This is a genomic window from Pseudomonas sp. KH_021, assembly GCF_057838865.1.
The window spans coordinates 5,464,088-5,483,327 of record NZ_CM174477.1; the positions used below are offsets into that span (position 1 = coordinate 5,464,088).

Genomic DNA, 19,240 nt, shown 5'->3' on the forward strand with positions numbered 1-19,240 from the left:
ATTTTCCTTATTCTGACCCGCGACCGGCGCCAAACAGGCCTGTCGGACGGAACACCAGGATGCCCAGGAAGATCGAGAAATAAACGACCTCTTTCAGGTCTGGAGCGATGTAGTAACCCGCGAGGCTGTCCACAATTCCGATCAGCATCGAACCGACCAAGGCCCCTGAAAGACTTCCCAGACCGCCGAGCACGACAATTACAAACGCGGTCAAAACAAAGAACGTCCCTACGGTAGGGAAAACCGGGTACTGAGGCGCGATAAGGCCGGATGCGACACCGAGGCAGGCACAGCCCAAGCCAAACGCAAAGATGTAGATCTTCTTCACGTTGACGCCCATCAACTGCGCCGCGTTGCGATGTTGCGCGGTGGCCCGAACGGCCCGGCCCAGGAAGGTGTTTTGCAAAAACCAGTGCAACCCCGCGACCAGCACCAGCGACATCGCGAAAGTGATCAACTGCCCACTGCTTACGCGAAATGCGCCCATGCTGACAGTACTGGTGCCAAAGCTAATGTTCTGCACGGTCATGACGTCGGCACCGAAGATCAACAGCGCGCCATTCATCAAGGCGATCGAGACGCCTACCGTCGCAAAAATCTGGATGTGCCCTTCGGCGCTGAGCAATGGCTGGATGATGAACCGCTGCATCGCCGCGCCCGCGGCGAACAAAATGATCGTCGCGGGAATAATTGCCACGTAGGGATGAATCCCGAAGTGCGCATTAAGCAGATACACCGCATACAGACCGATCATCAAGAACTCGCCATGGGCGAAGTTGACCACCCTGACAATGCCAAAAATAAGGGTCAGGCCGATGCTGATAATGGCCAACGTGCCACCGAGCAATAAGCCGTTCAAAAGCAGCTGGATGAAAATTTCCAAGGTACGCCCTCCTTTTGAGCGAACGAATCCGTGAAGCTCACCTATCGAGCTTCAACCGGACTTTAGGCTTCAGGGGTGATCGGGAAAACGGGCTTGAGTCACGGCGGCGGCTTCGGGATAAACGGTTTTCAGCACCCCGTCTTGCCACTGCATGATCGCCGTACTGGCGCGCTGGTTTTGACCGTTCTCGGCGAATTTGACTCCCATACCGGCGGCCGTACCACCGACAGGAATATCTACGCTCGCAACCGAAGCCCGAATCGCATCAGCCTCCAGCGAATCGCTTTTTTCCATGGCATCAAGAAAGACTTTCGCACCGACATAGTTAATCAGGCTGTGACCTGAGCGCGGTTCGCTACCGAAACGCTCTTTGTAGGCTTTTGCGAAAGCGTTGATGCCTGGAGCGCCCTTTTCACTGGTTTGAAACTGAGGAAAATCCACGTCCAGAACACTTTCCATGTTTTGAGCGCCGACGACCTTTACGGTGTCCTGCATGGAATACCCACCACCGGCACCGATTACGGCTTTAGGTTTAAAACCGGCTTCGCGGATCTGACGGAAAAACAGTGTCGTATCATTCTGATAACTGGTCTGCAGTACCACGTCCGCTTGTGCACCTTTCAAGCGAAGAATCAGTGACGAGAGGTCCACGGCCTTGGCCGAATAAGGAAGCACCTCGACCACGTTCAGCCCTTGTTCCTGTGCCAGCTGCTTCTGGAACCCGGCGATGGTCGTACCGTACAACGCATCCTCATGGATGATGGCGATCTTGAGTTGCTTGGGGTCGACCTTTAACGAGGGCCCTACGATTTGCGTAATCGCGGTGATAGTCCCTTCAGCGAAATTCCTGGCGGTTGGATTGCTGCGCATGACGTACTTGAGGTCACGCTCAGTGATGTTGTCGGAGACCGCACCGAGCTCGAAATACGGCACACCGGCCATTTCCGTGACTTGCGTGGCAGCAAATGACAGCGCTGAGGAATAGCTGCCGAACACGGCGGTGACATTTTCAACAGACGTCAGTTTTCGGGCGGCACCTACAGCCTGGCCGGCATCAACCGCATCGGCTTTGAGCAGTTTGATCTGCTCACCTTTCAATCCTCCGGCAGCATTACGTTCTGCAACCGCTATTTCTAGGCCGCGATAGCTCTCATCGCCTAGCAGCGCCAGAGAGCCGCTGAGGGGATATAGGGCACCGATTTTGATATCCGCATATGCGGCAATTGAGGTAGACACGGATAGTATGACGCAGGCGGTTTTGACCCAGCTTTTTGTATTCATTGTTATCTCTCTGGTTGGGTGCCAGCGTACTGGGACACCAGTTGAACCGCTTCATTCGCATCGACGTTCATGCTCGTAATCACGCAGCTTGCTATGGAGGGTCCAAATTTATATTTATTATCGATCAGGAAAATTAGGAAGCGCTTCACATTCATGGTTAAAGTTGGCACGACTGAAACGATTCATCTTTTCTCTAACCAGCAGTTGCAAAACAATCGGTGCTTTACAACTGCAGATTACGACTCCACTGGATTAGATGGATATAGCTGGAAAATCACACCAGCTATGATCATTCGGCACAGGTCTATTGCATACCAGCGATCGGAGGCAGCGTGGAGTGCAGAACCCGACAATGTGTTCTTCACAAATCGTTAGGTTTCACAGCAAGCTCCTTCGAAAAGCGGCTGGCATTGGTGAATAACCTTTGGCATTGGCGCGCAATCCTGCCTGCTGCTCTTCAGTGAGGGGGCGAACGACTTTGGCGGGAGACCCTGCACCAATGAGCCATCAGGAATCACCATATTTTCCGTCACGAGCGCAAGCAGTTCGTATCGATTCGAGCGCCATTTAGTACGACTGCCTGAATGCCTATTAAGCTGCCGTCGCCGATGTGACAACCATGGGAGCATGGCTTGATGGCCTATGGTGACGTCCTTGCCCACCGTCAACGGGAATCTTGGATCGGAATGCAGAACGGCTCCGTCCTGTACATTGGTCCCTAGCCCAATCTAGATCTGCTCATTGTCGCCAGCGGTTTTGACGATCGACTTCGCGGCCGTTTCGGTGCCTGCTCTCACGACTGTTTATGTGCCTTCAACGGAAATTGGTATCAACAGTGCAAACAACATTGTCGCGATGATTGAAGGTCGCCCAATCGCCTGCTGTGAGCGGTACAAAATGACCTGGTCGTACGGCAAAGCACGGCGCCAGTTAAGGCTTAAGAGCGACGATTGCTACTCTGCTGGTAGTCGCTGCCTATGACTGGAGGTCAAAGCTGGTGTGAATAGGTAGCTATTTTCATCGCTGAGTCACTGCCATAACCTTTCAATCAGCCGAAATCAAGCGCACTCAACTCGCTGTGGTTTTGTGAAAAAAAACTGAGAGGCCTAAAAATGAATACCCCTGTCAAGCCTGATGAGCTAGCGATTCCGTACCAGTTGCCCCAAGTACCGTTCATGACTCCGGACATGGTTCACCCGGGTGTAATGACCCAATGGCTGGAAGATGATGAGCTGTGGGTTCCGGTAACCAAAACCGTTTCGTTCAAGCCTCTTCTGCTCAATACCAGTGGCGGGTACTACATTAATCTTCTACGTGTGCGGCAGGCCGGTGTGCTATCTCGTCACCGCCACAGCGGCGGCGTGCATGCGATCGTGCTCAAAGGTCGCTGGTATTACCTGGAGCATGATTGGGTTGCCGAAGAGGGCTCCTTTGCTTACGAGCCTCCAGGTGAAACGCACACCCTTTTCGTACCCGAAGACGTTGAAGAAATGATCACCTGGTTCCACGTACAAGGTGGTTATACCTACGTCGATCCTCAAGGGATTGCGGTAGGCTACGAAGACGTTTTCACCAAGCTTGAAACCGCCCGCGCTCATTACAAAACGCTGGGTTTGCCCGACGACTATATCGAGCAGTTCATTCGCTAACTTAACCCGTATATAAAAACGCGCTTCGGCGCGTTTTTTTATGGTCGTTCAGGGAACATGAGTCTGAATAATTTACGCTAGGATAGGGAATGGATAATTACTCACAGCTACTCGCGTTTATCTGGTCTACCGAGTGTGGAAGCTTCTCGGCTGCTGCTCGGGTCCATAAAATCACCCCGTCGGCAGTCAGCAAGTTGATCACGCGGCTGGAAAACAGGCTGCAGGTCCGGCTTTTTCAGAGGGGGTCACGCGTTCTCACCCTGACCGAGGAGGGGGCCGCTTACCTACGTAGTGCTAAGGCAGTCGTTGAAGCCATGAACGAGGCTGACTCCTTGGCTGAAGGTTTACCCTCCAGGGTCAGTGGAACGCTTCGAATTCATACCATGACCTCTTTTGCCAAGCACCAAATTGTGCCTTGGCTTCCTGAGTTCTTGGATTTGTATCCATCCCTGGATGTTGAAATTCAGTTGGGGGCGCAGTTTGTCGACCATTTTGAACAGGGGCTTGATATCGCTATTCACAGCGGAGTGCTGCCCAGTTCTTCACGTATTGCCAAGCGAGTTGGGGAGTGTGAGTGGCTGATTTGTGCCTCGCCCGATTACCTGGCTGAGCATGGTGTCCCCGCTACTCCGGCTGACCTTTTGAACCACCGGTGCTTCAATTTCAGCTTTGTGAGCCCGTGGAATAAGTGGACTTTTGTTCAGGACGGAGAGGGTGTTTCTGTACCCGTGACGCCCAGTGCGTCGTTCACTCAAGGGGACCTACTACGAGACATGGCGTTGTCGGGTGCGGGTGTCGTCAAGCTGGCCGATTTCCATATTGGGTTGGATGTAAAAGCAGGAGCACTGGTGCCACTGCTGGAGGAGTTCAAGTCGGGGATCATTGAGCCGGTTTATCTGTTGTATTCAGATAGAAAACACCTGAGCCCCCGCATTCGGGTATTTATTGAGTTCTTTCAGGAAAAATGGCGGCAGAATCCTTGGAAGGTTAGTTGAGCAAGTATTGGGTTGCCCAGATCACAACGACGGCGGCGGCACCGCGTGATTGGATTATCGCTTAATCTCTTTCTGTAGTTTTTCACCTGGGATGTGAATCGCCTCATCGCGTCGGCTTGAAGCTAGATCCTCGTAGAGATGTGAAGGACTCAAACATGGCATTAAGTCTGCGTCGGAAACCTGTGATCCCTCTTCTCACTTGCAGATAATGCTGGTTGGCGACGATGGAATGCAGGTCGGTGAGAATCAATTCAGGTTCATTCGCAGCTAACGCTGGTTTGCCGGGCCGGACAGTCGCAGTTAATTCTGGTCGAAAACGGCGCTGATTGCAGGTCGGAACGTTTCGTTTGCAGGTCGTTACAGATAACACCTCGATCACTCAGCGAAACTTCTACGCTTGCCCACAAAAAAACCGCCTGGCTATTCGCCGGGCGGTTTTTTTTTCAACACTGTCAGGTCAGTCGCTCGGAGTCTGCGGCCAACCGGCAGACAGATCGGGGCTGATTTACAGCGGCGATGAAACCTAACTCATAAGCTCAGCTTGTATTTGTAATGTGATAAATCGATTTCAGTTATTTCTGCGCAAATGTTTTTATCAATCCATGCATCACTCCTCACAAAAACAACACCGCCGGAGAAGATCATGACCACCGCTGAATTCCCGACCACCCAACCGCTGGCAACCCCTGCCTTGGGCGAGCCCTACCTGTTGACCCCAGGCCCACTGACCACCTCCAAAGCCACCAAGGAAGCCATGTTGCGCGATTGGGGCTCATGGGACGGTGCCTTCAACCAAGTCACTGCTGAAGTTCGCCAGAAATTGCTCAGCATGGCCGGCATACAGAACGACAGCTTCGTCTGCGTGCCATTGCAAGGTAGCGGCAGCTACTCAGTAGAGGCCGCTTTGGCTACCGCTATCCCACGTGACGGTAAAGCCCTGGTGCTAATGAACGGCGCCTACGGTCAGCGCGCCACCAAGACCTTGGAATACCTCGGTCGTGCCTTCATTACCTTGGACAAAGGCGATTACCTGCCTCCGCAGCCGGAGGAAGTGGATGCCCTGCTCAAGGCTAACCCGGACATCACCAATGTCTTCGTCGTCCATTGCGAAACCAGCTCCGGCATCCTCAACCCGCTGCGTGAAATCGCCGATGTCGTGAAGGCCCACGGCAAGAGCCTGATTATCGATGCCATGAGCTCCTTCGGCGCCGTGCCTTTGACGGTGAATGAAATAGCCTTTGACGTGGTGGTGTCCTCCGCTAACAAATGCATTGAGGGCATCCCGGGTTTCGGTTTCGTGATCATCCGCCGCTCCGTAATAGAAGCCGCCAAGGGTCGCGCCAACTCGCTGTCCCTCGATCTCTTCGAACAGTGGGCCTACATGGAGCGCACCGGTCAATGGCGCTTCACGCCGCCGACCCACAGTGTGGTGGCCTTCCACAAGGCGTTGGAACAGCACAGTGCCGAAGGCGGCGTGCATGGCCGGTTGGCGCGCTACACCCGCAACCGCGACGTGCTAGTTGCCGGCATGCGCGAACTGGGCTTCAAGACATTGCTGGAAGACCGTTGGCTGTCGCCGATCATCACCACGTTCTTCAGCCCTGAACATCCCAATTTTGATTTCACGCGCTTCTACGAAGAACTCAAGGCCCGTCAATTCATCATCTACCCGGGCAAGCTGACCGTTGCCGAGAGTTTCCGCATCGGCTGCATCGGCCAAATCGACGAATACATCGTCCACCAATTGCTGCGCGCCATCGCCGACAGCCTTCTGGCGATGAACGTCGACATGCTCAAGTCCGCAGCCTGATCGACCCCTTCAAGGTCTCTGCCGGTTCGAGCACAGGTGCAATGGGTAGCGCCTTTGGGCAGAGATTTTTTTTTAAACCAAGGATTCGGTGACGTATCGCTCGGCAGCGCCGGGCAGGAGTCAGCGACCGCAGTCATTTCTAACTTGAAGCCTGATGCCATTCTCACGGCCATCTGATCGATGTCGTGCGCCTGGACAGACTTGTGCACCGAAAACAAAAACAAAAACCGACATCATTTGCGCTGTCTGGCACCTCACACGGGATCAGAACACCATGAACAAGAACACCACGAGTCCTCTCGCAACCGGCTGGAAATCCCTCCAGCGTTGGCGCGTGCAAATTTTCCTCATCACTTGGGTGGCATACGCCGGCTTCTACTTCACCCGCAAAGCGTTCTCTGTCGCCAAACTGGGTATTGGCGAAGACCCGAACTTCATGCTCGAAAAGGCCATGATGGCCAACCTCGACGCCCTTTACCTGACGGCCTATGCCGTGGGCCAATTTCTGTGGGGCAACTTCTCTGACCGGTTCGGACCAAGGGTCGTGGTACTCAGTGGCCTCGTCATCTCGGCCCTGGCGGCGCTGCTCATGGGGACCTACGCCACCTTGCCGATTTTCGTCTCCTGCATGCTGGTACAGGGGCTTGCTCAGTCCACCGGCTGGTCAGGTCTATGCAAGAACGTCGGCAGTTTCTTCAGTACCGGAGTGCGTGGCCGTGTACTGGGTTACTGGAGCACCAGTTATGCCTTTGGCGGTCTGGTAGCCACGCCGTTTGCCGGTTGGTGGGCCTATAACGCGTACCACGACTGGCGCATGGCGTTCATCAGCAGCGCTGTCGTGGTGCTGGTGGTGGCGGTGTTGTTCTTTTTCCTGCAACGCAACCAACCGGAGGACGTGGGACTGCCTCCTGTCGAAATCGAGGTCGAACCCGTCAGCAACGTCGTAGTTCCGCGCGAAAGTATGTGGGCCGGCTTGCGCACCGTGATGAAAAATCGAACCGTACTGGTGCTTGGCCTTGCCTATTTCATGCTCAAGCCCGCGCGTTACGCCATCCTCCTATGGGGCCCAGTGATCATCTACGAACGGATGCCCGAGATAGGCAAGGTCGCATCCGCCATCGTCCCTACTTCTTTTGAACTGGCAGGTCTGTTAGGTCCAATCCTCATCGGTATCGCCTCGGACAAGTACTTTGGCGCTCGTCGTATACCGGCCTGCGTCCTTAGCCTAGTGGTCCTCACTGCCTGCCTGGGGTTGTTCGTTCCTGCCATGCAGAGCGGCAGTCTTTATATGGTGGTCGGCCTGTTATTCATGATGGGCCTGACGCTCTACGGGCCGGATTCAATGATCAGCGGCTCGGCTGCAGTCGACTTCGGCAGCAAGGATGGCGCTGCCTCCGCCGCAGGCTTCGTCAATGGCTGCGGTTCAGTAGGTGCGGTCCTCGGCGGCTTGCTACCAGGTTACTTCGACACCATCACCGTGTTCCTGGTCTTCACTGGCTCGGCACTCCTGGCCAGCTTGATGCTGGTGCCATTTTGGAACAGCCGACCGAAAACGCTGGAAAACCCGCAATGGGTATCGACCCCGGTACAACCAGTCCTTGCCGGCACTACCCCCTGAACTCGAATTCCCAACTTACCCATCACTGGAGCAATCACCATGCACTACAAACAACCTTCTCAACTGCAAGCCGTGGTTCTGGACTGGGCAGGCACCGTCGTTGACTTCGGTTCTTTCGCACCCACTCAAATTTTCGTCGAAGCGTTCGCCGAGTTTGGCGTTGCGGTTTCCCTGGCAGAAGCCCGCGGGCCGATGGGCATGGGCAAGTGGGATCACATCCGCACGCTGTGCAACGAGCCACAGATCGCCGCACGTTACCAGGCAGCCTTCGGCCGCCTGCCGACTGATGATGATGTCACTGCCCTCTATGAGCGCTTCATGCCATTGCAGATCGAAAAAATCGCCCTGCACTCGGCGCTGATTCCCGGCGCCCTCGATACGATCGATGCCTTGCGCGACAAGGGTCTGAAAATAGGTTCGTGCTCGGGCTATCCGGCGGTGGTGATGGAGAAAGTCGTCGAGCTGGCGCGCAAAAACGGCTACGTCGCCGACCACGTTGTAGCGACCGACGAAGTCCCCAATGGGCGCCCGCACCCGGCTCAGGCTCTGGCCAACGTGATTGCCTTGGGCATCAGCGACGTCGCCGCTTGCGTCAAGGTCGACGACACCTGGCCAGGCATCCTTGAAGGCCGCAGCGCGGGTATGTGGACGGTCGCATTGACCTGCTCCGGCAACGCACTGGGCCTGACCTACGCAGCATTCAAGGACCTGCCTTCGGATAAGTTGGCCGAAGAACGCGCCCGCATTACCAAGATGTTCGAAGCCTCACGCCCGCACTACCTGATCGACACCATCGTCGATTTGCCGGCCGTCATCGAAGACATCAATGCCCGTCTGGCACGTGGCGAAACCCCTCAGGGCTCCTGACCCTGTACGGCTTGTGAAACTGACAGTGGCCGTCCCACGGGCGGCCACGACCAAAAACAACAAGAGAACACCCTCATGAACTACGCCCACCCAGGCACTCCCGGTGCCATCGTTTCGTTCAAGTCCCGTTATGGCAACTACATCGGCGGTGAGTTCGTCGCGCCGGTCAAAGGTCAGTACTTCACGACGACTTCGCCCGTGAATGGCCAACCGATTGCCGAGTTCCCCCGCTCTACGGCCGAAGACATCGACAAGGCCCTGGACGCTGCCCATGCGGCGGCCGATGCCTGGGGCAAAACCTCGGTGCAGGACCGATCTTTGGCGCTGCTGAAAATCGCCGACCGCATCGAGCAAAACCTCGAACTGCTGGCCGTTACCGAAACCTGGGACAACGGCAAAGCCGTGCGCGAAACGCTGAACGCTGACATCCCACTGGCCGTGGACCACTTCCGCTACTACGCCGGTTGCATCCGCGCCCAGGAAGGCAGCTCGGCCGAAATCAACGAACACACAGCGGCCTATCACTTCCATGAGCCGCTGGGCGTGGTCGGGCAAATCATCCCGTGGAACTTCCCGATCCTGATGGCCGCCTGGAAACTCGCCCCGGCCCTGGCCGCCGGTAACTGCGTCGTGCTCAAGCCGGCCGAGCAAACCCCGCTGGGCATTACCGTACTGATCGAGCTGATTGGCGACCTGCTGCCACCCGGCGTGCTGAACATCGTGCAAGGTTTTGGCAAAGAAGCCGGCGAAGCCCTGGCGACCAGCAAGCGCATCGCCAAGATCGCCTTCACCGGCTCGACCCCGGTCGGCTCGCATATCATGAAATGCGCGGCGGAAAGTATCATTCCTTCTACCGTGGAGCTGGGCGGCAAGTCGCCGAACATCTTCTTTGAAGACATCATGCAGGCCGAACCGTCCTTCATCGAGAAAGCCGCTGAAGGTTTGGTACTGGCGTTCTTCAACCAGGGTGAAGTCTGCACCTGCCCTTCCCGGGCCCTGGTGCAAGAATCGATCTACGATGAATTCATGCAGGTAGTGATGAAGAAAGTCCTGCAGATCAAGCGTGGCGACCCGCTGGACACCGACACCATGGTCGGCGCCCAGGCGTCCGAACAGCAATTCGACAAAATTCTTTCGTACCTGGCCATCGCCAAGGGCGAAGGCGCCGAGCTGCTGACCGGCGGCAAGATGGAAAAACTCGAGGGCAACCTGGCGACCGGGTATTACATCCAGCCGACCTTGCTCAAGGGCACCAACAAGATGCGCGTGTTCCAGGAAGAAATCTTTGGCCCGGTGGTGAGCATCACCACCTTCAAGGACGAAGCCGAAGCCCTGGCCATCGCCAACGACACCGAGTTCGGCCTCGGCGCTGGCCTCTGGACCCGCGACATCAACCGCGCCTACCGCATGGGCCGCGCCATCAAGGCCGGCCGTGTGTGGACCAACTGCTACCACCTGTACCCGGCGCACGCCGCGTTCGGTGGTTACAAGAAGTCCGGCGTCGGCCGTGAAACCCACAAGATGATGCTCGACCACTATCAGCAGACCAAAAACCTGCTGGTGAGCTACGACATCAATCCGCTGGGTTTCTTCTAAGAGGCAGTCACGGCTGCGCGCGACGTCGCCGGGACTGCAAGATCCACTTCCTCAGTAACAGACCGAGTCAGGCATCCCGCCAGCAAGCCTTGCTGGCGGGATGCCTCGGACTCAGGTCGACGAATTGATTGCTAACGTCCCTGCGGCGGGCATCGGCCCCTTGGCCCATGGGGTGAGTCGAACAACGCCGAATGTTCAGGCTACAGAACAGATCACAAAAACAACTATTCCACCGAGGTAAGAAAGATGAGTGCAGCTTCCCTGTATCCCGTTCGTCCCGAGGTTCTGGCCAGTACGCTGACCGACGAAGCGACCTACAAGGCCCTGTACCAGCAGTCGGTCGTCAACCCGGACGGCTTCTGGCGCGAGCAAGCCAAGCGCCTCGACTGGATCAAGCCTTTTACCACGGTGAAGCAGGCGTCCTTCGACGATCAGCATGTCGATATCAAATGGTTCGCCGACGGCACCCTGAACGTTTCCTACAACTGCCTCGATCGTCATCTGGCCGAGCGTGGTGATCAAATCGCGATCATCTGGGAAGGCGATGACCCTTGCGAAAGCCGCCACATCACCTACCGCGAACTGCACGAGCAGGTCTGCAAGTTCGCCAACGCCCTGCGCGGTCAGGACGTACACCGCGGCGACGTGGTGACGATCTATATGCCGATGATCCCCGAAGCCGTGGTCGCCATGCTGGCGTGCACCCGGATCGGTGCGATTCACTCGGTGGTGTTCGGTGGTTTCTCCCCGGAAGCCCTGGCGGGCCGGATTATCGACTGCAAATCCAAAGTGCTGATCACCGCTGACGAAGGCCTGCGTGCCGGCAAAAAGATCCCGCTCAAGAGCAATGTCGATGACGCGCTGACCAACCCGGAAACCAGCAGCATCCAGAAAGTCATCGTGTGCCAGCGCACCGGTGGCGACATCAAGTGGAACCCGCATCGCGACATCTGGTTCGAGGACCTGATGAAAGTGGCCGGCACTGTTTGCGCGCCGAAAGAGATGGGCGCCGAAGAAGCGCTGTTCATCCTTTACACCTCCGGTTCCACCGGCAAGCCGAAGGGCGTGCAACACTCCACCGGCGGATATCTGCTGTACGCAGCGATGACTCACGAGCGCGTGTTCGACTACCGTCCGGGCGAAATCTACTGGTGCACCGCCGACGTCGGCTGGGTCACCGGTCACAGTTACATCGTCTATGGCCCGCTGGCCAATGGCGCGACCACGCTGCTGTTCGAAGGCGTGCCGAACTATCCGGACATCACCCGGGTGGCGAAGATCGTCGACAAGCACCAGGTCAACATCCTCTACACCGCGCCGACCGCTATTCGCGCGATGATGGCGGCGGGCACTGCCGCCGTTGAAGGCGCCGATGGCAGCAGCCTGCGTCTGCTGGGTTCGGTCGGTGAGCCGATCAACCCGCAAGCCTGGGACTGGTACTACAAGAACCTCGGCCAATCCCGTTGCCCGATCGTCGATACCTGGTGGCAGACCGAAACCGGCGGCAACATGATGAGCCCGCTGCCGGGCGCTCACGCCCTGAAGCCGGGTTCTGCCGCACGTCCGTTCTTCGGTGTGGTGCCGGCCCTGGTGGATAACCTGGGCAACATCATCGAAGGCGAGGCTGAAGGCAACCTGGTGATTCTCGATTCGTGGCCAGGCCAGGCGCGTACGCTGTATGGCGATCACGACCGCTTCGTCGACACCTACTTCACGACCTTCCGCGGCATGTACTTCACCGGTGACGGTGCGCGTCGTGACGAGGACGGTTACTACTGGATCACCGGTCGCGTGGACGACGTGCTCAACGTTTCCGGGCATCGCATGGGCACCGCCGAGATCGAAAGCGCGATGGTCGCTCACCCGAAAGTCGCCGAAGCGGCGGTGGTCGGTGTGCCGCACGACATCAAGGGTCAGGGCATTTATGTCTACGTCACCCTAATCGACGGCGAAGAGCCGAACGAGCAACTGCGCCTGGCATTGAAAAACTGGGTGCGCAAGGAGATCGGCCCGATTGCTTCGCCGGATGCTATCCAGTGGGCACCGGGCCTGCCGAAAACCCGCTCGGGCAAAATCATGCGGCGGATTCTGCGCAAGATTGCGACCGCTGAGTACGATGGGTTGGGGGATATCTCCACCCTGGCCGATCCGAGCGTAGTGCTGAAACTGATCGACACGCACCGGAGCATGAGTGCTGCCTAATAGATCAGGCCTCAACTAAGAGCCGCCCGGCACGATGGGGAGGGAACTATCCAGTTTATGGTTTGAATGCTGGATATCATCCGGTCGGCGCTAAGTCCTGCTGCAGAGTTGCATTATCAAATGAAGGTGACAGCATGAAAGAAAGGATCTTGTACGCTCTATCTCAGTCAGCGCTTGAAGGTAATGAAGTCACTCAGCTACAGGTATTTTCGCAGCAGGCTCAGGAGGCAATCACCTCGAGCGCTGAGTTTTTTAGAGGCGCCTTTCTAAATGTTCCCGTTGTTTTTTTAAGCAGAGGCGAATCTTCCGCTGAAGATTTCGTTTTGATTTACAAAGATTGACTTCCCACCCGCCTGTCCCCAATCGTCTGTACGTTCGCCGTGGTGTATACCCGCGGCTCTTTCAAGGTGGCACTGCGATTGAGCGAGCGCCCGCGTAGCAGGAAGTACGACAACGCCGGAATCAGGATCAACGCACCGAGCATGTTCCACAGGAACATGAAGGTCAGCAGGATGCCCATGTCAGCCTGGAACTTGATCGGCGACCAGGCCCAGCCGACCACGCCCACTGCCAGGGTGACGCCGACCAAACCGACCACGCGGCCGGTGAACGCCACCGCCCGACGATAGGATTCCGTCAACGACAGGCCCTGACGCTGGTATTGCAGCTGCACGCTGAGCAGGTATAGCGCGTAATCCACGCCAATCCCCACCCCCAGCGCGATCACCGGCAAGGTGGCAACTTTCACGCCGATGCCCATGTAGACCATCAATGCTTCACAGAGGATTGAGGTCAGCACCAGTGGCAATAGCGCCACCAGTGTTGCCCGCCAGCTGCGGAAGGTGATCAGGCAGAACAGGGTCACGGCCAGGTAGACGAAAATCAGCATGGTGCGGTTGGCTTCGCGCACCACGATGTTGGTCGCGGCTTCGATCCCGGCGCTGCCGGCGGCCAGCAGAAACTGGCGATCTTCGCTGCTGTTTTCGCGGGCGTATTTTTCCGCAATCGCGACCACGCCATCCAACGTCTCGGCCTTGTGGTCCTTGAGGAAAGCGATCACCGGCATCAGCGAACAGTCATTGTTGAACAGCTCCGGGGCATTCACCGATGCCTGCTGCGCGCCGTAGTTCAGCACGTTCTGGTTGCGCTGAATGCTGTTCATCTTCGGGTTACCCTCGAAGGAACCCGCGGTAATCTGGCGCACAGCGTTGACCAGCGAGGTGGTCGCCTGCACCCCCGTGATCCCGGCGAAATCGGTTATTTACCTCCTGGAAGATTCTGCTCGCGCAGCGGGGATCGAAGACTTTGGCCAGCGTATGGGCGAAACCCGCCAATTGGAAAACCTCGGCCCCCTGGCGATTGCCCTGCGTGAGGACCAGACGCTGCGTAAAGCCTGGCAATCGCTGATACGTCGTCTCGGGATAACTAACGGATCAATGGTGCACCGCGCGCCAGCCAACCTGGCGATGCACCAGCGCTTGTTTGGTTCATCGGTTCGGTTCAACCATGAATTCGACGGCATTGTGTTCGCCGCCGCCGATTTAGATGCAGCGATCCAATCGTATGACCCACTCATTGCGCGTCATGCGCGAAAATTCCTGGATGAAAAACTGGCTCAATCTGACGTTACGATGCCCGATAAAGTCAGGAAATTGGTCTTCGCAACATTGCCCACAGGCGAATGCGTAGCCGAAAAACTGGCGCATCAGCTTGGAGTGGACCGCAAGACCATGTACCGCCATCTCGCCCATCACAATCAGAGCTACTCCTCCATTGTCGATGCGGTTCGGGTTGATCTGGTGAACCGATATGTCGAGAACCGCGAGCGACCGCTTTCAGAAATAGCGATTCTTTTGGGCTTCTCTTCCTTGAGTGCCTTTTCGAGATGGTTCTCGGGTCGCTTTGGTTGCAGTGTGTCAACATGGCGTCGCGAGAAACAACGGTCATAGTCCCGATCAGCTTGCCTCCCGAAATTATTTCCTCAAGCCCCCAGTGACTGAGCGGATCATTAATATAGAGCAGCTGAAAATAATAATGAGTGGAACCCCAAAACGTGAAAATCCAGCCTCTTCCGCCGCTCAACAGCCTGCATGCGTTTGAGTCTGCGGCTCGCCATTTGAGTTTCACCCTTGCTGCCAAAGAACTGAACGTGACCCAAGGAGCGATCAGCCGTCAGGTTCGCCTGCTTGAAGACTACCTGGGCAAGGCACTGTTCATCCGCACCACCCGCACCATGACCCTCACCCCCACCGGCACGCAGTATTACGAAACGGTGCGTGAATGCATGCTGCACCTGGCCCGCTCGACCGGGGAGATACGCCAGTGGCAAGGCAACCAGCAAGTCACCGTGGCCACCAGTACAGCCATGGCGTCCCTCTGGTTGTTGCCCAAAGTGTCGGATTTTCAAAACGCCCATGAGGACATCGATCTGCGGATCATTGCCCATGATCATGTGAAGGACTATTCCAGGCTCGATAGCGATCTGGCGCTGTACTACTGCAACCCCCCGCCCAAGGACATGACCGTCACCCCGCTGTTCTCGGAAGAGATTTTCCTGGTGTGCAGCCCGGGCTATCTGGCCAGGCATCCGCAGTTGAGCAGCCTCGAAGGATTGTTGTCGTGCACCTGGTTGTGGCTCGAGGACTCCCAGCGCGACTGGGTGGGTTGGCCCGAGTGGTTCAAGCGCCTGGGTTATGAGCCCATGGCGCCCAAGCACCGGGTCAACATCAACAGCTACAGCATGCTGATCCAGTCGGCGATCAGTGGCCAGGGCGTGGCTCTGGCCTGGGGTAACCTGGTGGATGATGCGTTGAGCACCGGTGCACTGGTCAAACCCAACGATGTGGTGCTGCAGACGGACGCCAAGTTCTGCCTGCTGGAATCGCCCACCGAGCGGGGCCCGCGTCAAAGCGTGCGGCTGTTCCGGGACTGGTTGATGGCCCAGCCATCGGTGCAGAAATAATCACACCCATAGCAAAAAACCGACAGTCGATAACTGTCGGTTTTGTGCCTTGCCGAGGAGAGTGGATGACGGGTGTCAGCCAGCCTTTTTCGCTGTCAGCTCCCTATCCAGGCCCCCGCCCGTTAACGAACCACCCATCGGTGAGACGCCTTGCGGGAGAGCTTCCGGCATGGGCCTGCGCCCGCCCGAAGGGGTATCGGGCAGCCCGTCAGCCATCTCCTGGCGCAAGCTGCGCATCAGCGTGTAGCTGATCAGCAAGATGAACCCCGCAATTGGCAGCCCCGCCGCGATGCTCGCCATCTGGATAGCCTTGAGTCCGCCCGCCATCAGCAGGGCCGTTGCGATGGCGCCCTCCAGGATGCACCAGAGCAACCGGATACTCTGCGGCGGGTTGGCACTACCCATGGAGTTCAACGTACAGAGCACCTGGGTGCCAGAGTCGGCCGAGGTGATGAAGTAGGTCGCCAGCAGGATACAGACCAGCACGCTGAGCACCTTGCCCAGGGTGCCTCCATCGATCTTGTGCAGCAGCGTGAACATCGCGGCGGTGGTTTCCTGCTTGGTCGCAAGCAACACCGTGCCACCCTCAAACTTGGCTTTGTCGCCCTGCAGTTCACCACTGGCGACCAGTTGCTCGTGGTGCTGGCGATCAACCTGCTCGGTTTTAAGCGCAGCACCACCGAACACCGACATCCAGATGATGGTCACCAGGGTTGGTACCAATAGTGCGCCAGCAATCAGTTCGCGAATGGTGCGGCCCTTGGAGATCCGGGCGATGAACAGGCCAACGAACGGCCCCCAGGTCATCCACCACGGCCAGTAGAACGCCGTCCACCAGTTCTGCCAGCCGCTGTCTTTCTGGGTATCGCTCCAGAAGCTCAGGCCGACGATATGCTGGGCGTAGTCACCGGTGCTTTCAAGCATCAGGTTGAGGATGTAGCGGGTCGGCCCCAGGAGCAGGATCAGCACCACCAGCACCACCGACAGCAGCATGTTCCATTCCGACAGGCGCTTCATGCCACGCGACACACCTGCCATGACCGATACCGTGGTCACCATGGTAATGAGCACGATCAGTGTGATCTGCACCCCCAGGCTGATGGGCAGGTCGAACACCTTGCTCAGGCCGGTGTTCATCTGCACAACACCTAGGCCCAGCGACTGGGATACCCCGAACGCGGTGATCACCACGGCAAGGATGTCTACCACATGGCCGATCGGACCGTAGATGCGCTCACCGATCAGCGGGTAAAGGATCGACCGCATGCTCAGCGGCAGGCCCTTGCGGTAAGCAAAGTACGCTAGGCCCAGGCCGACGATGGTAAAGATTGCCCAGGGGTGCAGGCCCCAGTGAAACAGGGTGATGCGCATGGCGGTGGTGGCGGCTTCATCGGTGAGGCCGGTCGCGAACGGGTTACCCGCGTAATGCCACATGGGTTCTGCAACCGACCAGAAGATGAGCCCGATGCCCATGCCGCCACTGAACAACATGGCAATCCAGGAGCCGAAACTGAATTCGGGCCTGTCGTCGTCACGTCCAAGCTTGATGTGCCCGTACTTGCTGCACATCAGGTAAATCAGCAGCCCCAGCACAACGGTGACGGAGGTAAGGTAGAACCATTTGAAGTTCTGCAGGATGAAGTCGGAGGCGCTTTGAAAAGCAGCAGCTGCATGTTCGGCGAACAGGGCGCAAAACAGCACGAAGAGTACAACGGCCAGCAACGACCATATCGTCACGGTGGGATTGAGGCCTTTGAGCAGGCCAGATTCGGCACGCATTGGTTATCCCCTATTGTTTTTGTTCAAGGGTTTGAAATCACGGTTGGGTAGAGCCGCTGCCACAGGCAGGTGCCAAATCCCTGGCGGCGGTCTTCCCGCAGGCCCAAGGTGCGGCACGCTCCCTTGGGCCCTAACAAAATGGGAGAACTACCGGTGCTTCGACAAACTATTTCTTATCATAAATTAATTACCAAAAATCATTAATACGGAAAAATCAACAATACCATCATTTCCATGCCCTGCCTTTGCTACACCCGCACCCGCGAATAAATCATTAATGATAAAAACTAATAAATACAGCTGAAATAAATCGTTTGTCGAGCCCTCCTTCTCTTGCCGAAACTTGGCGTCAGGCATCAAGGCATTGCCTGCCGTGCATCTAACAAGAGAAAACAAAAAATGACCGTGACGACTGATTCCCGCCTTATCCCTGTGCATACCCTGGAAACCGTTCTGGCGCCAATCCATGAAGCCCATGGCCTGACCAACGAGTTCTATACCGACCAGCGCTATTTCGAGCTTGAGCGTGATCAGGTACTGGGGCGCAACTGGGCCTGCATCGGTTTTGCCAGCGACCTGCCGACCAACAGCTACGTAAAGCCTGTGGACTTCATGGGCCTGCCGCTGCTGATGATGCGCAACCGCGAAGGCCTGGTGCAGGTGTTCCATAACGTCTGCAGCCACCGCGGCGTGAAACTGGTGCAACAGGCGGGTGAAGTCCAGGGCGTGATTCGCTGCCCGTACCACTCCTGGACCTATGACCTGAATGGCGGCCTGAAAGGCACGCCGCACGTCGGTGGTATCAATCAGCACAAGGACGAGCGCTTCGCTTGCGAGAAGCACGGCCTGAAGTCACTGCGCACCACCATTTGGATGGACATGGTGTTTATCAACCTGTCTGGCGATGCCCCGGCCCTTGAAGAACAACTGAAACCGTTGACCGAGCGCTGGACCCAGTTCCTGGGCACCGACGGCATGAGCCTGCTGCGCCGTGAAGCGAATGGCGGCGCCATGAGCATCGAAGTCAACTGCAACTGGAAGCTGGCGGTCGAGAACTACTGCGAGGCCTACCACTTGCCGTGGGTACACCCGAGCCTGAACAGTTACTCGCGCCTGGAAGACCACTACAACATCATGTTCGAGGAATTTGCCGGCCAGGGCAGCCACGCCTACAACCTCTCGGCCGTTGCCGGTACCCATTTGCCAACCTTCCCGTCCTGGCCGCAGGACCGCCTGCGCACCGCCGAGTACGTGGCGTTCTTCCCCAACGTGCTGCTGGGCATCCAGGCCGACCACGCCTTCGCCATGATGCTGGAGCCGGTGGCGCCGGGTAAAACCATCGAGCACCTGCGCCTGTTCTATGTGGGTGACGAAGCGCTGGACAACCACTACGACGCCTCGCGCAAAGCGGTGATGGAGTCCTGGCGGGTGGTATTCGCCGAAGACATCGCCTCGGTCGAAGGCATGCAGAAAGGCCGCCACTCCCCTGGCTACAGCGGTGGAGCGTTCTCGCCTGAAATGGACCTGCCGACCCACTACTTCCACAAATGGGCTGCCCGCCAGCTGCTCGACTGCGCGCAACGCGCCTGAGGTGATGA

The 19,240-nt window shown here is 57.1% G+C and carries 15 protein-coding genes and 2 pseudogenes; 11 read left to right on the plus strand and 6 right to left on the minus strand.

Going from position 1 to position 19,240, the window contains the following annotated elements; genetic code table 11:
* Positions 1 to 7: 7 nt before the first annotated feature.
* From AC3IX4_RS25260 to AC3IX4_RS25270, 3 genes and pseudogenes are all read right to left on the minus strand, one after another.
* Positions 8 to 883 carry a branched-chain amino acid ABC transporter permease gene (locus tag AC3IX4_RS25260; RefSeq protein ID WP_489258052.1) on the minus strand — a complete coding sequence of 292 codons (876 nt, stop codon included), beginning with the start codon at positions 881 to 883 and terminating at the stop codon, positions 8 to 10.
* A gap of 69 nt (positions 884 to 952) precedes the next feature.
* A complete protein-coding gene (locus AC3IX4_RS25265; RefSeq protein WP_489258053.1) occupies positions 953 to 2,164 on the minus strand; it encodes an ABC transporter substrate-binding protein in 1,212 nt (403 codons plus the stop codon).
* Positions 2,165 to 2,525: 361 nt separating this feature from the next.
* Positions 2,526 to 2,913: pseudogene (locus tag AC3IX4_RS25270) on the minus strand (gamma carbonic anhydrase family protein); the annotation flags it as partial.
* Positions 2,914 to 3,276: 363 nt separating this feature from the next.
* Between AC3IX4_RS25270 and AC3IX4_RS25275 the strand changes: the two are divergent.
* The 8 genes from AC3IX4_RS25275 (at position 3,277) to AC3IX4_RS25310 (ending at position 13,242) form a co-directional block, all read left to right on the plus strand.
* The gene (locus tag AC3IX4_RS25275; protein WP_489258054.1) at positions 3,277 to 3,813 is read left to right on the plus strand and encodes a 2,4'-dihydroxyacetophenone dioxygenase family protein; all 537 of its coding nucleotides are present in this window, start codon (positions 3,277 to 3,279) and stop codon (positions 3,811 to 3,813) included.
* Positions 3,814 to 3,902: 89 nt separating this feature from the next.
* Positions 3,903 to 4,808 (plus strand): LysR family transcriptional regulator, encoded by a 906-nt coding sequence (locus AC3IX4_RS25280; protein WP_489258055.1) that lies wholly within the window; start codon positions 3,903 to 3,905, stop codon positions 4,806 to 4,808.
* Between the two features lie 643 nt (positions 4,809 to 5,451).
* Positions 5,452 to 6,618, plus strand: a complete 1,167-nt coding sequence (locus tag AC3IX4_RS25285; RefSeq protein WP_489258056.1) for a 2-aminoethylphosphonate--pyruvate transaminase — start codon at positions 5,452 to 5,454, stop codon at positions 6,616 to 6,618.
* A gap of 274 nt (positions 6,619 to 6,892) precedes the next feature.
* Entirely contained in the window at positions 6,893 to 8,236 is a 1,344-nt protein-coding gene (locus tag AC3IX4_RS25290; RefSeq protein ID WP_489258057.1) for an MFS transporter, read from the plus strand.
* A 39-nt stretch (positions 8,237 to 8,275) separates the two neighbouring features.
* Entirely contained in the window at positions 8,276 to 9,103 is an 828-nt protein-coding gene (gene phnX, locus AC3IX4_RS25295) for a phosphonoacetaldehyde hydrolase (RefSeq protein ID WP_489258058.1), read from the plus strand.
* 75 nt (positions 9,104 to 9,178) lie between these two features.
* Entirely contained in the window at positions 9,179 to 10,699 is a 1,521-nt protein-coding gene (exaC, locus tag AC3IX4_RS25300; protein WP_489258059.1) for an acetaldehyde dehydrogenase ExaC, read from the plus strand.
* 246 nt (positions 10,700 to 10,945) lie between these two features.
* On the plus strand, positions 10,946 to 12,901 hold the full coding sequence (gene acs / locus AC3IX4_RS25305) for an acetate--CoA ligase (RefSeq protein ID WP_489258060.1): 1,956 nt from the start codon (positions 10,946 to 10,948) through the stop codon (positions 12,899 to 12,901).
* Between the two features lie 134 nt (positions 12,902 to 13,035).
* A complete protein-coding gene (locus AC3IX4_RS25310; RefSeq protein ID WP_489258061.1) occupies positions 13,036 to 13,242 on the plus strand; it encodes a hypothetical protein in 207 nt (68 codons plus the stop codon).
* Here AC3IX4_RS25310 and AC3IX4_RS25315 read toward each other — a convergent pair.
* A pseudogene (locus AC3IX4_RS25315) lies at positions 13,230 to 14,138 on the minus strand (efflux RND transporter permease subunit); the annotation flags it as partial. The gene AC3IX4_RS25310 and the pseudogene AC3IX4_RS25315 sit on opposite strands and share 13 nt — an antisense overlap.
* Here AC3IX4_RS25315 and AC3IX4_RS25320 point away from each other — a divergent pair.
* Complete coding sequence (locus AC3IX4_RS25320; RefSeq protein WP_489258062.1) at positions 14,053 to 14,850, plus strand: AraC family transcriptional regulator; 798 nt, start codon at positions 14,053 to 14,055, stop codon at positions 14,848 to 14,850. The pseudogene AC3IX4_RS25315 and the gene AC3IX4_RS25320 sit on opposite strands and share 86 nt — an antisense overlap.
* 104 nt (positions 14,851 to 14,954) lie before the next feature.
* Positions 14,955 to 15,863: a LysR substrate-binding domain-containing protein gene (locus tag AC3IX4_RS25325; protein WP_489258063.1), complete on the plus strand. Its 909-nt coding sequence runs from the start codon at positions 14,955 to 14,957 to the stop codon at positions 15,861 to 15,863.
* 75 nt (positions 15,864 to 15,938) lie between these two features.
* On the opposite strand, the gene AC3IX4_RS25330 is transcribed toward AC3IX4_RS25325, so the two are convergent.
* Both AC3IX4_RS25330 and AC3IX4_RS25335 read right to left on the minus strand, forming a co-directional pair.
* A complete protein-coding gene (locus tag AC3IX4_RS25330; RefSeq protein ID WP_489258064.1) occupies positions 15,939 to 17,642 on the minus strand; it encodes a BCCT family transporter in 1,704 nt (567 codons plus the stop codon).
* Positions 17,643 to 17,825: 183 nt separating this feature from the next.
* On the minus strand, positions 17,826 to 17,999 hold the full coding sequence (locus tag AC3IX4_RS25335; protein ID WP_489258065.1) for a hypothetical protein: 174 nt from the start codon (positions 17,997 to 17,999) through the stop codon (positions 17,826 to 17,828).
* 42 nt (positions 18,000 to 18,041) lie between these two features.
* Here AC3IX4_RS25335 and AC3IX4_RS25340 point away from each other — a divergent pair, with 42 nt between their 5' ends.
* Positions 18,042 to 19,232, plus strand: a complete 1,191-nt coding sequence (locus AC3IX4_RS25340; protein ID WP_489258066.1) for an aromatic ring-hydroxylating oxygenase subunit alpha — start codon at positions 18,042 to 18,044, stop codon at positions 19,230 to 19,232.
* The last annotated feature ends 8 nt before the right edge of the window (positions 19,233 to 19,240 follow it).

Excerpts from the sequence above, each read along its gene's own strand:
- AC3IX4_RS25265 (WP_489258053.1), bottom strand. The coding sequence starts at position 2,164 with ATGAATACAAAAAGCTGGGTCAAAACCGCCTGCGTCATACTATCCGTG.
- AC3IX4_RS25275 (WP_489258054.1), top strand. The coding sequence starts at position 3,277 with ATGAATACCCCTGTCAAGCCTGATGAGCTAGCGATTCCGTACCAGTTG.
- AC3IX4_RS25280 (WP_489258055.1), top strand. The coding sequence starts at position 3,903 with ATGGATAATTACTCACAGCTACTCGCGTTTATCTGGTCTACCGAGTGT.
- AC3IX4_RS25285 (WP_489258056.1), top strand. The coding sequence starts at position 5,452 with ATGACCACCGCTGAATTCCCGACCACCCAACCGCTGGCAACCCCTGCC.
- AC3IX4_RS25290 (WP_489258057.1), top strand. The coding sequence starts at position 6,893 with ATGAACAAGAACACCACGAGTCCTCTCGCAACCGGCTGGAAATCCCTC.
- phnX (WP_489258058.1), top strand. The coding sequence starts at position 8,276 with ATGCACTACAAACAACCTTCTCAACTGCAAGCCGTGGTTCTGGACTGG.
- exaC (WP_489258059.1), top strand. The coding sequence starts at position 9,179 with ATGAACTACGCCCACCCAGGCACTCCCGGTGCCATCGTTTCGTTCAAG.
- acs (WP_489258060.1), top strand. The coding sequence starts at position 10,946 with ATGAGTGCAGCTTCCCTGTATCCCGTTCGTCCCGAGGTTCTGGCCAGT.
- AC3IX4_RS25310 (WP_489258061.1), top strand. The coding sequence starts at position 13,036 with ATGAAAGAAAGGATCTTGTACGCTCTATCTCAGTCAGCGCTTGAAGGT.
- AC3IX4_RS25320 (WP_489258062.1), top strand. The coding sequence starts at position 14,053 with ATGCTGTTCATCTTCGGGTTACCCTCGAAGGAACCCGCGGTAATCTGG.
- AC3IX4_RS25330 (WP_489258064.1), bottom strand. The coding sequence starts at position 17,642 with ATGCGTGCCGAATCTGGCCTGCTCAAAGGCCTCAATCCCACCGTGACG.
- AC3IX4_RS25335 (WP_489258065.1), bottom strand. The coding sequence starts at position 17,999 with ATGCCTGACGCCAAGTTTCGGCAAGAGAAGGAGGGCTCGACAAACGAT.
- AC3IX4_RS25340 (WP_489258066.1), top strand. The coding sequence starts at position 18,042 with ATGACCGTGACGACTGATTCCCGCCTTATCCCTGTGCATACCCTGGAA.